This window comes from Sinorhizobium chiapasense, assembly GCF_045277575.1.
GTDB lineage: Bacteria > Pseudomonadota > Alphaproteobacteria > Rhizobiales > Rhizobiaceae > Ensifer > Ensifer chiapasense_A.
The window spans coordinates 2868836-2882767 of record NZ_CP144205.1 but is presented as its reverse complement, the minus strand read 5'-3'; the positions used below and the strand labels follow the sequence as shown (position 1 = coordinate 2882767).

Below are 13932 nucleotides of genomic sequence, written 5' to 3'. Positions count from 1 at the left end.
ACATGCAGAAATCAAAGTTCTACAGCGCCCTTTGCGCGTCAGACGCGCGGCGCCGTAGGCCAAAATGACGGCGGCGGCTCCGGGGAACCCGAAGCCGCCGCTCGACCTATGGCCCTGCAATGGGCGAACTAGTGGCGATACTGCTGGATGCGAGTGGTGCGCAGGCCGGCAAGACCATGATCGTTGATCGAGGACTGCCAGGACAGGAATTCTTCGACCGTGAGGGTATAGCGTTCGCACGCCTCCTCAAGGCTCAACAGGCCACCGCGCACGGCGGCAACGACCTCTGCCTTGCGGCGGATCACCCAGCGCCGGGTATTGGCCGGCGGCAGATCCGCAATCGTCAGAGGGCTGCCATCGGGGCCGATGACATATTTTACGCGTGGTCGCATCATTTCGGTCATGGGACTCTCTACACAAACTCAAGACCATATGACCGAGACCTTAGCCTGCCACATTTAACATTTGCCTAAGCAGCAAGTAACAATTTGCTCATAATTTGAGACACTTCGGCGAGGCCCCTTATCGCCGATATACCCCATTCCATTCATGGGGCCTTGCGCGCCGTGCTTGTGAATTGCTTTGAGAACAGCCTGGATTATCCCGGAATTGTCATGGGAGCCATGCAATTACCACATTTCACTTTAACTAAAATTTTTGGTAACGAGGCGCCGAAATAAGGATGAGCGACGTATGTGCGCTCCCGCAATCATTCTTGGTGCATCGTCATAATTTTCACAACCGGACGCGTTGCTTGCGCGGTCAGGCCGGTGGCGGCGGCTGTATTTTGTTCGTCGGGTGAAGTTCATGCTTCAGGTGATCTGAGGCGTTTTTGTATTCTCTCGACCGGGCGCGGTGGCGCCTGGGGATGTGGTGATCGCAGATGAAGGAATCGAATGAACCGGCCTTGCTGCGCGAGGCGGAAACGGCGGACATTTTTTCGGACGTCGATACGGCGGCCGTCCGCACCGAATACGAACTTCTGCATCTCATGCGACGGCTGATTGCCCGCTATGGTTTTGGCCATTTCATGATCGCGCGCATGCCGCTGGCCGAGCAGCAGCGCTTTTCCGAGCGGCTGGTGCTCAGCAACTGGCCGTCGGAGCTCGTTCGCCAGTACGACGCCTGCGAAACATTCCAGTCGAGCGCGCTCGTCGAGCGGCTGCGCTTTACGAAATTGCCGGTGACCGGCGGGCCCGAGCTCCTCGATATTGCTGCCAAGCCGGTGGACGAGGCCATAGTGCACCGCCTGCTCGCCCATCCGGAGATGGCCCGCCACTTCGCCGTGCTCCTGCACACGAGCAACGGCGATCCCTTCATTGCCATGCTCTCCGGCCGCCGCGAGGCACCGGTCGGCGTCGAATGCGCCACGCTCTATCTGACGCTGGTCCAGCTTTTCGAATGCCTGGAGCGCACCTTCGACACCGGCAATTCGGCACGCGAGAAGCTGTCGAGCCGCGAGGTGGAATGCCTGCGCTGGGCGGCCGCCGGCAAGAGCAGCGACGAGATTGCCATTATCCTGGGCATCTCGACCTATACGGTCAGCAGCTACTTCAAGAGCGCGACTCGCAAGCTCGACGCCGTCAACCGCATGCAGGCGATCGCGCGCGCCATGCGGCTGAAGCTGATCTGACGCCGAAGCGACGCGTCTTAAGGACGAGCGGCGTCGCCGGGTCTGGCGGCCGGCCTTGCCGCCGGACGGACAAGTTTCTATATGTCGCGGAATTGAAAGTGCTACGGCGACCTTTGCGCGTCTCATCGGACGCGTGGCGCCGACTGCATGTTTCCTTTAATCGTAGCCGATTAAAGGACAAAAACATGCAGTAACTCAAAGTGCTACAGCGAGCTTAGCGCGTCTGATCAGACGCGCGGCGCTGTAGAAGCCGAGCGTGCCGCAAGCCGAGAGTTCCTCGGCCAAGCATCGCATGAAGCGTGAAACAGGGCAGGCGAAGGATTGCCGCCCGAAGGCCGGATTGGATCCCGTGAACAGTCTCGATTTTGACCGCAAGCCCGAAGATACGCGTGTCGTCGTCGCCATGTCCGGCGGCGTCGACAGTTCCGTGGTCGCCGGCCTGCTCAAACGCGAGGGCTACGACGTCTTGGGCATCACGCTGCAGCTCTATGATCATGGCGCTGCCGTGCATCGTGCCGGCTCCTGCTGCGCCGGGCAGGATATCGACGACGCGCGCCGCGTCTGTGAAACGCTCGGCATTCCGCATTATGTGCTCGATTACGAAGCGCGCTTCCGCGAAACGGTGATCAATCCCTTTGCCGAAAGCTATATCGCCGGCGAAACGCCGATCCCCTGCGTTGCCTGCAACCAGACGGTCAAGTTCGCCGATCTGCTTGCGACCGCCAAGGAACTCGGCGCCGATGCGCTGGCGACCGGCCACTATATCCGCTCGCGCCCGAGCCCGAACCCGCGCTATGCCGGCCAGCGGGCGCTCTACCGGCCGACGGACGCCGACCGCGACCAGAGCTATTTCCTGTTTGCAACGACGCAGGAGCAGATCGACTATCTGCGCTTCCCCTTGGGGCATCTCTCAAAGGTTGAGACGCGCAAGCTCGCCGAGGAGATGGGCCTCGTCGTCGCTCAGAAGGCCGACAGCCAGGACATCTGTTTCGTGCCGCAGGGCAAGTACAGCGACATCGTCTCGAAGCTGAAACCGAATGCGGCGCTTTCCGGCGAGATCGTGCACCTCGACGGCCGCGTGCTCGGCACCCACGAGGGCATCCTGCACTATACGATCGGCCAGCGCCGTGGCATCGGCATTGCGACCGGCGAGCCGCTCTATGTCGTCTATCTCGACGCCCGCTCGCGCCGCGTGATCGTCGGCCCGAAGGAAGCGCTGGAAACGCGCCGCGTTTATCTGCGCGACGTCAACTGGCTGGGCGACGAGGAGCTCGAAGCGGCCGCTGCCCGCGGCTTCGACTGTTTCGCCAAGGTGCGCTCCACCCGCCAGCCGGCCCCGGCGGTGCTCGCGGTGGATGACGAGGGCATCTATGTGGAACTCGCCGAAGGCGAAGCCGGCATCGCGCCCGGCCAGGCCTGCGCGCTCTATTCCGGCGTCGGCGAGGATGCGCGCGTCTATGGCGGCGGATTCATTCGCAAATCAGAGCGCGAAGCAGGCGCGGAGGCGGCCTTGAAGGCGCTGCTTTCGGCGCCGGCGGCCGCCTGAAGCCCTTGATTTCCGGGCTGTTGTGAAAACTTCACATTTTCCCGGAGACTTGGCTTGACACTGGCGGGAACGGGGCCTTATAAGCCGCCCGTCCAGTCAAGACGGCTTCCCCTTCGAAGCCCTGACGCGGTACCCGGCGGAGTAGCTCAGTAGGTTAGAGCAGAGGAATCATAATCCTTGTGTCGGGGGTTCGAATCCCTCCTCCGCTACCATTAAAACAGCCGACAACTCTTTGCCGGCAATTCCAGACAGCCATCCTTTGATTTCGTAGCTGTACGGCTCGCCAGGCGCGCGAGGATAAACGATCACGCTCGAAACTATCTCGCGGAACACTCGCGCGATTTCCACCGACGGCTCGGCGCCGCGATTCTTCAGGATCTCCGCCAGCTCTTCCAAATCTTTCCGGAACTTTTGGATAGCTCGAGGTCGCAACTCGATCACGTTGGTAGGTTCCGGTTCCCTCGAAAGATCGGCCTTTAGGTTTTCCCGTTCTGCCTTCAGGACGGGCAAAATCGCCCGGACGTCTTCCTCGTCGATCGTTCCCCTGGAGAGCTGATCTAGCAGCCGCGCAATTCGGTCCTGCACCTCGGTGAGGGCGGTTTCCTTCGAGCTGCGGCTATTGCGTCGCTCCGCAGCGATTCGCTTGCTCTCGGCTTTGTATTCCTCAAGATAGGCGTCGATCACGCTCGTGTCGGCAAAGATCGTTCTCAGCCTGTCGATGACGTCGCGTTCAATCTTCTCGACATAGTATCGAGCGTTGTTCGTGCAGCTTCTGGATTCCTTGAAAGTGCTGCAGACAACTCGTGGCCCGCTGCGGTCAGCGCCGACGATCGACAATCCCCCGCCACACTCTGCGCATTTCAGAAGGCCGGACAGCACGCGCTTGTTTTTCGGGGCGGTCCTAGCGTGCGTGCCGCCAACAGCGTCTTTGCGCCTCTTTGCAGCCTCAAATAACTCTTCCGAGACAATGCGAAGGTGAGGGGCATCGGTCGTTTCGATTAGCGATTCGTCGTTTGCTCGGGAGACACGGCGTCCGGTTGACGGGTCTTTGACCATCTGCACCCGGTTCCAGACGATTTGGCCGGCATAGAGTGGATTGCGCAGGATGCCATAGCCGCGCTTGTCGTTCCCGTTGATCGTTGAGGCATTCCACTGGCGCCCCCGTGGGGCAGCCACGCCTTCAGCGTTGAGAGCTGCTGCGATCGACCGTGGGCCGATGCCAGACACGTAAAGATCGAAAATGCGCAGGACGACGCTTGCCTCATCCTCTTTGATGCGTAGTTCCCCAGGCTGTCCCGGCACAGGCTCGTAGCCGTATGCCTTTCCGCCCGCGTTGCGGCCGGATCTGACGACGCCGACCATTCCCCGCTTGACCTTCTTGGCGCCTTCCTCGCGCTGCATTTGGCCAACCACTCCATACATGCCGATCTGCACCGTATCCAGCGCGCCGCCGTTGACGCAGTTCATCTCGATTTGGCGGAATCGGAGCGTCTTGTGGATGTGGGCGAGATCCGCGATATCGCGGGAAATGCGGTCAGGCGCTTCAGCGATCAGAACGTCGAAGTCACCGCGTTCTGCTGCCTGCATAAGAGCGGAAAGGCCGGGGCGCCCGAACATCGACGCTCCAGATTTCGCCCTATCGGAATATTCTTCAACGACCTCGGCGCCGAGGCGGCCGGCATGATCGCGGCAAAGCCGAATTTGATCCTCGACGGACTGATCGTTCTGCAAATCCGTCGAGTATCGTGCGTAAACCACCGCGCGTTTCATTGTTCGCTCGCTGCTCTTTCATCTCTTTCGTTCTGATTAGCGGGCGTCGGCGGCAGGGCGTCAAGGCGGGCGCGCCGCCTTGCAAGGGCTTTGACAAGCTCAATAATGGGGTTTGTTGGCTCCATGGCTCAGTTCTCCCCGGTATCCACAGCGGCGCCGGACATGCCATCGGCAGCCGCGGCCCTTAGGAACCGCTCGTCCTTCACCTTGATCTCGGCGACCATGTAGCCGATGACCACCTCCTCGAACTCTTGGACGCTCAAGACGTGTTTAGTCTCGTAGCGCTTGTTGTCTCGAAAGAGCATCACGCTACCTTTGCCGTCGAAAATGCACTGGACGCGAAAAAGGTCAGGCGAACCGAAGCGGTCGACAATCGCGTAAACACCATCGCCGACGAATTGCGAGACCGGCGCCAAGAGCACGTAGTCGCGTTTGTTCAGGAGCGTCGGCTCCATTGCGTCGCTATCGACCAAATGGACGCGCAACTTGTTGGACAAGACGTTCTCGGCGGGAATGGCTGGTGCGAGGAGCATGTTCATTTCGCTTCTCCAACAATCAAAACGAAGCCAAACTCGTAGTCGACAGCGTCCCGATAGGTCCGGCTCGGATCGATCGCAGCCATCGCCTCAGCGAGCCTTGCAGCGTGATATCTGACGACCGCAGTCTTCTCGGCGGTGTCGAGCCAGTGCTGAAGCTCAAACGCTTCCGCGGGCGGCTGTGCAGCGGCCACGGCGACGGCAGCAGCCGCCGGGAGAGACGCTGCAGCCATCAGGCCAAGGGCCTTGCGGCGGGTGAGGATCGGCAAGCCTTCGGCGGGAATGAGCCGTGTCGAGGTCATCGGCTGGCCTCCTCTGCACGGGCGCGGGCGCCAGGGGTCTCATGGAAGGTGTGGACTCCGTGCTCATCGATCGAGATGCGCTCGATCTTCAGCTCGGGATGATCCTGCAGCATGACGCCTGCCTCGTTGAGGAGTGCGCCCAACCGGCCCAAAGCTTCGGTTGGGCCGAGATCCGAATTTCCGGCGAAAACGACGGCGAACTCAAACTTTGCGGGGCGGATATAGGCGTAGCCGCAGTCGCCGAGTTCCTCCAATAGCTCAGAAAGCTCTTTGCCAAGCTGACGGGCTCTTTTCCAGCCTTCACAGTAGGCATCTGTCGGCAAGCCGGGCATAGCTTCGCCGTTCGCAGGAACTGCGTTTTGCATCGTGTTTCTCCATGTCTGATGTGATTTTTTTCGGGGCTCAGATAAGCGCCGCGGTCATTCCCGCCGGATCAGTCGGAACCGGCCTTCGATGTAAGGGTGAGTGTAAAGTTTGCCGGCAGAGTGCCTGCATTCGGTCACGAAGCGCTCAAACGTCGCCGTGACATCCTTCTTCCAATAGACCGCGTAAGCGGCGCCCTCGGCTTCCGCGTGCTCATTCTTGACCATGCCTGCAGGTTTCGGAGCATAGGGTGACTGACGCATAACCGCATCAACCGTGGCATCCGACAATCCGAAGAGCTGCCAGATGCGTTTGCGGATGTGGACGATGCTTTCCGAGTTGGCCGGACGAGCGCTGAGCACGGTCAGCGCAGTCTCTATGCGCTCGACTTTTGCGTCGATGAGGTTCAAGCGCTGTTCGCGTCTGGCATCTCGCTGCTCGGCATCTGCCAACATGCGGAATGCCTGGGCGAAAGCTTCGGCCGTTGTCGGGATCTGTGCAACTTCGTTCTTGTGGGACTGCCAGTAATCGACAAGGCGAGCCGTGAACTCGGGCGAGAGTTGGGCGACAACGACGTAGCTGTCGCGCTCGCCTACAAGGTAGACCTCGACAGGGCGAGACCCTGCGCCTTCATGAGAGGTTTCCTCAGATTGAGTAAACCTAACGAGGCCTTTAACGGCCAGCGTCTCAATGGTCCGCTTTACGTTGTCGTGCCGCTTCTGAACGACGTCCGCAATCTCACGGCTCGACATCGTGACCGGCTGGTTTCCGAGAATGGCGTTCATGCTCACTCCATCGTTGGCGATGGAGCATAGAGGCGCGACTCCATCGAGGATGACGGAGATATATAGCCACAAACGCTATGTCAGCGTCAAGTCACTATAGCGATATAGGCTATATCTCATCTCCAAGACCCGGAAGATAGCCTTCCGACTCGACTAGGGATGTAGCGTAAAGAGCAACAACGATCGGTGAGATGTTGGTCACGAGTTTATTTCTTATCGGCGGGAGCGACGGGCGATGTAGGTCATATCGCCCCTTTTGCTTGCTAGGCGCTAAGATCCCAAGATGGGCGTCGTTGTTCTCATCCCAGATTAAACATAGTCGGCCTATGTGCTCGTCCGGGCCTGCCGCCGTGTACCCCGCGCCTATATGGTCGCCGGTATGGAACCATGGATACAGCGCGTCGTCTTCGACAACGAACCACAACGTTTCGGAGTCTACGATGTAGTCGGTCCGGATCGTGAAGTTTCGTGGCTCATCGTCTGGAAACGGCTCAATCTCCGCGCCTGGCAGGATTCGTCCCGTAAGCTGCACTGTTGCGATTGCTTTGGGGCGAGTAACCAAGTCGAAGGTGCCGACGCCTAGTGCGCTTGAGATTTTCTCCATCCAATCGATTGTTAATCGCGTCTGCCCTCTCTCCAGTTTGCTGATGGTTATCCAATGCACTCCTAGCTTTTCAGCGAGGTCCTGCTGGGTGAGGCCGGCGCGCTTGCGGTGTTCGGCGATGCGATTTGTCGAGGGCTGTTTCATATAGCGCACTTTGCTTAGTTTTGGAGGATTTGGTATGCCTCACTCGGCTATATAGGCTTGACGTTAACATAGCGTGTATGGCTATATTAAGCACATGGGCAATCAAATCACCACACCAAGGCGCTGGAGACAGCAACGCGAAATGACGATGGCGGCCATCGCAATGATGCTCGGCATTGGAGGGAAGAACCCCGCTAGGACCTGTCAGCGATATGAAACGGGTGCGGCTGAACCGCCTATTTCTCTTGTCGCCAAGCTTGAGTTGATAACTGAGGGGCAAGTGACATCGGCCTCTTGGGTTTCGGTGCGGCAAGCGCACTTAGCGAAACTGCGGCCGGTGTCGCTATGACCACGCCTCGCTCACTCCCCTATCCCGAACACATCGTCCGCGGCGGCCAATGGCTCGCGGATCAACCCAATTGGCCACCGAAACCCGCCGAGGAACTGGCGACACGGTTTGGCTTCTCTCTCTCGGATGCTCTCGAAGCCGTTAAGGCTGCGGCTCGCATGAAGATGCTGCGGAGGGTGTTCAGTTAGATGGGCGCATTCGCGGAATGGCAACCTCGCTACGCCGAGCACGGTATCATCACGTTCCCCGTCGTCGTCGACGAGACACGGAAAAAGCCAGCCGTGAAGGGCTACCTCAAAATCGGCCTGCCTACGAGCAGCCAGCTCGCCCTGCGTTTCGTCGATCATGATGCTCTTGGAATCGCCTGCAAGCGCAACAGGCTGACTATCCTCGACGTCGACACCACAGACGAGCGCGAACTCGCCGACGGTCTCGCACGCCATGGGCAGACGCCATTCATCGTTCGCAGCGGCTCCGGGAACTTTCAGGCTTGGTACCGCAACAACGGCGAAAGCCGGCGCATCAGGCCAGATCCAGCGCGCCCAGTCGACATCCTCGGAAATGGCTATGTGGTCGCGCCGCCTTCCATGGGTGCCCGCGGCCGGTACGAGATCATTCAAGGCAAAATGGACGACCTCGATCGTCTGCCGGCGATGGTCCACCCTCAGATTGAGGAAGAACCGAAACCGTCGCACGTGCGCGACACATCCGAGCACCCAAGTCGACGTCAGACCGGCATGCGTAAAGGCGACGGGCGCAACAACACCCTTTTCCATCGCGCCCTGCGCCAAGCCCACCAGGCAACCACACAGGAGGAGCTTATCCAGATGGTTTCACACGCTAACCAGCAGTTCGCTGAGCCACTGCCCGCCGACGAAGTGCTCAGCGTGTCCAAATCAGCATGGAAGTACAAAGAGGGCGGCCGCCTGATGGTGACCGGCGGAGAGGCAACCGCCGTCATTTTCCAGAGCGATATCGATCATCTTTGGGATCAGCCGAACGCGCTTTCGCTGCTCGTCCGGCTGCGCCTCGCCAACGGCTATCGCAATGGCGGCGAGTTCCCTTTGTCGAGTGCTTACGCCGCTTCCATGGACGTGAGCGTTCCGACCTTCCGCGCAGCTCGCGATACCCTCGTCGACCGGTTCTTCCTCGAAATCGTCCATCCAGGCGGATCGGGAAAGAACGACCCTCCAATCGTAAGACTGCTGTGATGATGAAGGCAGAGAGACAGGAGAGAGATGTGTCTAGTTATATTGTAGCAAAATTCTTTCTACTAAGACCTCGGTGGATCGGCGGTGCGAAATGAGCACGGTCGCCCCCCCGAAAATGACTGAGGCTCAGGCCTACCTGTACCTCGACTTCGTCGGCTTCCGTCTGATGGGATGGGAGGTCGTTGAGCGGATGAAGCACCATCCGAACAGCAACGCCGCCAAGCGGTCGTTTGAAACCTTCCGCAACATCATTTTGGCTCAACCGAAACCCGACGTGTTCGTCGCCGCAGCGATGGCTGGGGAACCCGTACATCTGCTGTGGCCGGAAGACATGCAGGCCCAGATCGAGCGCCAGATCAACACGAAGGTGCCGCGGTCTAACAATGAGCCGACCCATCCTGAATTCATCGCCGACATGCGTTCCCACGGCCGCACCGATTGGGTTTTGCCTGACTTCCTGGCCAATCACGGGAGAGACGAATGAGCATGACCAGAGTCCTCAACGTCTGCCGTAACGACGACGGCCAATATGAGGTCGTCGACCAGCGTGGGAAGCTCGTCGATGGCCCGTTCGACACGAACGCGGCGGCATGGAAGGCACTCGATCGCCTCGACAACGAAGCCCACGCGCCAGCCCGACCGAAGAGCAACAAGAAGGTGCTTTGGGGCAAACCGCAGCGCCCGAAGTCCAAGAAGGAGAAGCGCAGGGAGAAGGCGGCCAGCAAGCAGATGACGGCCAAGCAGGAGCACCGAATGAAGGTGAACGCGGCCAAGGCGCCTGGCTGGGTCCGATCCGTCGCGGCGGCGAAATTCGACCCCGCCGGCGAGCGCACGTATCGCGACCACAAGCTCGGAACCTTCGGGCCGGCGTCCGAGGTTCGGCGCATCGACGTCGCTGCCTACCTCGCAGAGAAAGCCGAGCGGGGTGAGGCTTGAACCGAGCAGAGAACGGCATCAACCTTCATCGCTTCTGCGAGGGGTACGGACTCCGTGTGCGGCCGTACCATGAGAGCCGCACGCCGCGGCCGGCCAACACGATCTATGGCGGCCGTACGCTCAAGCGGCTGATGCGCAAGGACGTAGATCGCGCCGGTCTCGTCATCCGCTGCATCCAGTCTTCAAACCCGACTTGCTTCGACGATGTCACGGTTTGGGCGACATGGTGTTTCGTCGGCGCGCATTTCGCCCAGGAATCGCCGTCCGTTGCGATCGAGGCATTCCGGCGCATCGACCTGGCCGAAATCCGCAATCGCGCTCAGCGGCTCGTGGTGGGCGACCACGGACGCATGGCGAAGACTGCGACGGCAATCTCCATTCTTTTGGCTCAAGCCATTCACGAGGACAAAGCTGCATGAAGATCACGGAACGCGAAGCCATCGTGCTCGAGCGACTTATCCAGGCGATGGAAACCGACATCGCGCTACCGGTGAGGGTAGGGCCGCGGGCGTTCGGGTCCTCGATGCCCGACTATCTGCACACGCCCGGTGAAATCTACACCCGGGATCTGCAGGATCAGATCGAGGCCGGCGGCAAGCACCGCAAGGAACGCGAGAGCGCCAGGCGCCGCGAGACCGAGCGGAAGGCTAGGTGTACCCGCGAGCGCATCTCCGCGATGGAAGAGGCGTTTGCCTGGGTGATCGAACACGTCTCGGACGAAGAGCGCCGCAAAGTCTTGCTCGCCTATGCCGAAATCAAGGCCCGCGGCTGGCAGTGGGATCGGTACCTGAGCAACCGGAACCGCCGAAATCCTACAAAAAAGCCATGGATTAAACGAACGGTTCAGCGGTGGATTGTGCAATCACTGCAAGAAATTGGCGAGAAATCGTCCAAGGGCGCACTCTTCTTGCACGATGATCCCCATTTACTCGTGGCCCAAATGGAGCCAGAACACAGGGGCAAATCAATAAGATCGGGTTTGCACGCGTGGATGGCTCCTGATGGAAAGCCCGACCAGTATCGGAAGATTAGCTAGGGTCTCCGCGTAAATTTCAGTTGGCAACGCGGTCATTATGCGCTTCCTTGAGTTGAGGGCCGAGGGGAGTGCAATGCAAGATAACTCTGTGCTGCGGATCGAATTTAAGAACACAAAGCCCATTGAACTTGTCGACCTAACGACGAGTTTCACAGCGCTGGCGGAATCGTTTCGTGACTTCGCGAACTCCAAGACCGAGGATCCGCACCCCAACAATCTGCGTCTCTATGTCAAGGAGATAAGGTCGGGTAGCGTCATCGCCGACCTGATCACTGTTGCGGAACAGGCTCAGTGGATAATGGAGCACGCCGAGGTCTTTGCCGGGTTCGTCGCCAACACCAACGAACTCGTCAATTACTTCCTGGGCCGAGATTCGGACAAAAGGAACGAGCCGACAACGCGGCAGGCGAAGCAGATTGCCCAGTTTGTAGAGCCGGTAGCTAAGGATTTCGGTTCCCAGCTAAACATGAATGTGATGGACGGTGCTACCGTGCACGTGCACCAGCACTTTCATATTAACGGCGTCGAAGCGAACGCTGTTCAAAACGGCGTTAATCGATTCCTCGGACCACGGTTACCGGCATCGCAAGTCTTGTCTGACCAACTGATGATCTTGGAGCAAGTGAAGAACAGTGCGTCGGCAAAGTCTGGTGATCGCGGCATCATAGAAGCGATCCATTCGAAACCTGTCCGACTTCAATTCTCAAGCGAGGATGCCAAGCGACGAGTTCTGGATCTTCAAGAGAACCCTCTACAGTGCATCTTCCAGGTGAATGTTGAGGTGCGCTCCGTTGGAGGTCGACCTGCATTGTACCGAATAATCGAGGTCACTGACGTGATCCATCGCGACGCAGACTGAGGGACTGATGGCTGCAAAACTGAAGAATGCGCTTTCAAAGGCCAACAAGCTAACTGAGGGCTACAAGCTCGAAATCGGCGGTGGCGCCGCCGGACTTGGTGCGGGCACGATGGTCGGCGGGGTCGGCGTCGCTGGCGCATTTGGAGCGTTCGGCGTTCCGGCTGTGGTAGTCGTTGGTGTCACCGCGCTTGCGGGAGTGGGGGCTGTTTACGCGGCGAAGAAGGTGGTGAGGAAGTTAAGGGACTAGAGGGGACGACTGGTCGCTTATGAAGGCTCACGTTTGATGTCGGCAATAACCGATTTCAAGTTGGCAACGATCAGTTCGAAATCAGAGATTCGTTCGGGCGTCATGTCGATTCGCTGGCCGGAGTTTGCATCGACTTCGTATGAGGTCTGCCGGCCGGCCTTCATATCGCAATGATGGCGGAGAACGTTTCAACCTCTTTCTCGAGCCGCTTTGCGTAGTTCTTCAGCGCTTCGTTCATTGCGTTCTCCCAAAATCATGACGGCAGTTCGGTTGGATGGGGTCACTGTCCCCAGATTCCGTTGCAAGCTTTAATGCCGTACATGGCGCGAACAGTGTCATCTGGAACAGTCGCCTTCGCAATTCGATCGTAGCGCGCGGAGCAACTTTCGAAGTCGTTCTTTCTGAATGCAACCGCAGCACTGAGCATTGCAAATCCAATCAAGATCGCTGCTGCTAAGTGTGTCGTCCCGACGTTCATATCCGAGCCCCCGTCACCCATGTGCCCCACGCCCGGGGCGGTGTCTGAAACTCGCGCACGCGTTGTGCAAAGGCAATCCCACATGACAGACGAGTCCCGAAATAACGGGGGAAACGGGCAGAGCAGGCCAGCCGGGCAAGCGCGACCGCCCGCCGCGTTTACACGGTAGGGCAGTCGCGGGCGTTAGGCCCTTATTGGGCAGGCGCCGCGGTTGAAGGCTGGGTCGTAGACGGCTGCGTGGTTGAAGGAGTCGTTGTTGACGGCTCCGTAGTGGACGGTGTGGTCGTCGACGGCTGAGTGGTTGAAGGCTCCGAGGTCGACGGTGCTGTAGTGGACGGGGTAGTTGTTGAGGGCGTGGTCGTCGACGGTTGCGAAGTCGTCGGCTCAGTCGTGGTGGCGGGCGGTGTTGCGGTCTCCGTAGTCGCTTCCTTCTTTGGCATTAGCAGGACGACCAGGATGACGACGACCACGGCAAGGATAATTCCGAGGACGGTGTTTCGGCTCATGCTTCACTCCTCTTGGATGCATTTCGACTCGCGAATTATACCAGGGCAACCAAAACGGGAGATGAACAGGCTGTCGGCACTTTGCCACGGCTTCAGCGCGGCGGCTTACTTCGGGGAGAAGCCTTGCTCCGCCATGCATGCTTTGAAGGTGCTGTCCGCAGCGATGGCGCCGGCCATCCAGAGACGCCCCGCAATGACCTGCGTCTCCGCGGCGCGCCCATTACAAATAGCCTTGGCGCGCTCGAAGCGAGATTCTTTACTGTTGGTTTGAATTTCCTTCCAATCGCTCGACGAGCTGGAGTTGCAGCCGACTAGTGCTGCAAGGGCTATGAGCCATACCTTGTGCATCGTCCTCCCCCTTGGTCGATCACAGGTTGCTAATGTAGTTGAGGCCGGAGAAACGATCAATCGTTCTGAGATACCTGAGGCCCCGCTCGGGGTGCTGCCCCCGAGTGAGGCCTCGGTCAGGTGTCAATGACAGTGGTAACCGCCTGTCTTGTGGTTGGTGTGACAACCGTTCTCGTCAGTCCCCCCACTGTGAGCAGAAACGTAGGTTGCGCTTCCGAAAAAGATGAGCGCAGCCGCTGCAAGCTTTATCAACTTCATGATGGTCCCTCCATTGCATTG

General features: G+C 59.1%; 18 protein-coding genes and 1 tRNA gene. 10 read left to right on the top strand and 9 right to left on the bottom strand.

What is annotated here, in order from left to right:
- Positions 1-128: 128 nt before the first annotated feature.
- Positions 129-404 (bottom strand): CtrA inhibitor SciP, encoded by a 276-nt coding sequence (gene sciP / locus QM996_RS14020; RefSeq protein WP_003527546.1) that lies wholly within the window; start codon positions 402-404, stop codon positions 129-131.
- 479 nt (positions 405-883) lie between these two features.
- On the opposite strand from sciP, the gene QM996_RS14015 reads away from it, so the two are divergent.
- The 3 genes from QM996_RS14015 to QM996_RS14005 all read left to right on the top strand — a co-directional run bounded on the left by QM996_RS14015 (position 884) and on the right by QM996_RS14005 (position 3391).
- Positions 884-1633, top strand: a complete 750-nt coding sequence (locus tag QM996_RS14015) for a helix-turn-helix transcriptional regulator (RefSeq protein ID WP_500268003.1) — start codon at positions 884-886, stop codon at positions 1631-1633.
- Positions 1634-1925: 292 nt separating this feature from the next.
- Positions 1926-3179: an MnmA/TRMU family protein gene (mnmA, locus tag QM996_RS14010; RefSeq protein WP_500268002.1), complete on the top strand. Its 1254-nt coding sequence runs from the start codon at positions 1926-1928 to the stop codon at positions 3177-3179.
- Positions 3180-3314: 135 nt separating this feature from the next.
- A tRNA-Met gene (locus QM996_RS14005) sits at positions 3315-3391 on the top strand.
- Here the strand turns inward: QM996_RS14005 and QM996_RS14000 are convergent.
- The 6 genes from QM996_RS14000 to QM996_RS13975 all read right to left on the bottom strand — a co-directional run bounded on the left by QM996_RS14000 (position 3348) and on the right by QM996_RS13975 (position 7683).
- Positions 3348-4949: a recombinase family protein gene (locus tag QM996_RS14000; protein ID WP_500270315.1), complete on the bottom strand. Its 1602-nt coding sequence runs from the start codon at positions 4947-4949 to the stop codon at positions 3348-3350. The genes QM996_RS14005 and QM996_RS14000 overlap by 44 nt on opposite strands.
- 128 nt (positions 4950-5077) lie before the next feature.
- Positions 5078-5488: a hypothetical protein gene (locus QM996_RS13995; RefSeq protein WP_500268001.1), complete on the bottom strand. Its 411-nt coding sequence runs from the start codon at positions 5486-5488 to the stop codon at positions 5078-5080.
- Complete coding sequence (locus QM996_RS13990) at positions 5485-5787, bottom strand: hypothetical protein (RefSeq protein ID WP_500268000.1); 303 nt, start codon at positions 5785-5787, stop codon at positions 5485-5487. Before QM996_RS13990 ends, QM996_RS13995 begins: the two co-directional genes overlap by 4 nt.
- A complete protein-coding gene (locus QM996_RS13985) occupies positions 5784-6152 on the bottom strand; it encodes a hypothetical protein (RefSeq protein ID WP_500267999.1) in 369 nt (122 codons plus the stop codon). The genes QM996_RS13990 and QM996_RS13985 overlap by 4 nt, the downstream gene beginning before the upstream one ends.
- Before the next feature lie 54 nt (positions 6153-6206).
- Entirely contained in the window at positions 6207-6935 is a 729-nt protein-coding gene (locus QM996_RS13980) for a Rha family transcriptional regulator (protein ID WP_500267998.1), read from the bottom strand.
- A 109-nt stretch (positions 6936-7044) separates the two neighbouring features.
- The gene (locus QM996_RS13975) at positions 7045-7683 is read right to left on the bottom strand and encodes a helix-turn-helix domain-containing protein (RefSeq protein ID WP_500267997.1); all 639 of its coding nucleotides are present in this window, start codon (positions 7681-7683) and stop codon (positions 7045-7047) included.
- 537 nt (positions 7684-8220) lie between these two features.
- Here QM996_RS13975 and QM996_RS13970 point away from each other — a divergent pair.
- The 7 genes from QM996_RS13970 (at position 8221) to QM996_RS13940 (ending at position 12321) form a co-directional block, all read left to right on the top strand.
- Positions 8221-9243 (top strand): bifunctional DNA primase/polymerase, encoded by a 1023-nt coding sequence (locus QM996_RS13970; RefSeq protein ID WP_500267996.1) that lies wholly within the window; start codon positions 8221-8223, stop codon positions 9241-9243.
- A 91-nt stretch (positions 9244-9334) separates the two neighbouring features.
- Positions 9335-9727, top strand: coding sequence for a hypothetical protein (locus QM996_RS13965; RefSeq protein WP_500267995.1), 393 nt, complete (start codon positions 9335-9337; stop codon positions 9725-9727).
- Complete coding sequence (locus QM996_RS13960) at positions 9724-10179, top strand: hypothetical protein (RefSeq protein ID WP_500267994.1); 456 nt, start codon at positions 9724-9726, stop codon at positions 10177-10179. The genes QM996_RS13965 and QM996_RS13960 overlap by 4 nt, the downstream gene beginning before the upstream one ends.
- Positions 10176-10598, top strand: a complete 423-nt coding sequence (locus QM996_RS13955) for a hypothetical protein (RefSeq protein ID WP_500267993.1) — start codon at positions 10176-10178, stop codon at positions 10596-10598. Before QM996_RS13960 ends, QM996_RS13955 begins: the two co-directional genes overlap by 4 nt.
- Complete coding sequence (locus QM996_RS13950) at positions 10595-11215, top strand: hypothetical protein (RefSeq protein WP_500267992.1); 621 nt, start codon at positions 10595-10597, stop codon at positions 11213-11215. Before QM996_RS13955 ends, QM996_RS13950 begins: the two co-directional genes overlap by 4 nt.
- 73 nt (positions 11216-11288) lie before the next feature.
- Positions 11289-12074, top strand: a complete 786-nt coding sequence (locus QM996_RS13945; RefSeq protein WP_500267991.1) for a hypothetical protein — start codon at positions 11289-11291, stop codon at positions 12072-12074.
- Between the two features lie 7 nt (positions 12075-12081).
- Positions 12082-12321 carry a hypothetical protein gene (locus tag QM996_RS13940; protein ID WP_500267990.1) on the top strand — a complete coding sequence of 80 codons (240 nt, stop codon included), beginning with the start codon at positions 12082-12084 and terminating at the stop codon, positions 12319-12321.
- Between the two features lie 1089 nt (positions 12322-13410).
- Here QM996_RS13940 and QM996_RS13935 read toward each other — a convergent pair.
- Together QM996_RS13935 and QM996_RS13930 are read right to left on the bottom strand one after the other, a co-directional pair.
- Positions 13411-13653 (bottom strand): hypothetical protein, encoded by a 243-nt coding sequence (locus tag QM996_RS13935; protein ID WP_500267989.1) that lies wholly within the window; start codon positions 13651-13653, stop codon positions 13411-13413.
- A 123-nt stretch (positions 13654-13776) separates the two neighbouring features.
- The gene (locus QM996_RS13930) at positions 13777-13911 is read right to left on the bottom strand and encodes a YHYH domain-containing protein (protein ID WP_210266398.1); all 135 of its coding nucleotides are present in this window, start codon (positions 13909-13911) and stop codon (positions 13777-13779) included.
- Positions 13912-13932 lie beyond the last annotated feature (21 nt).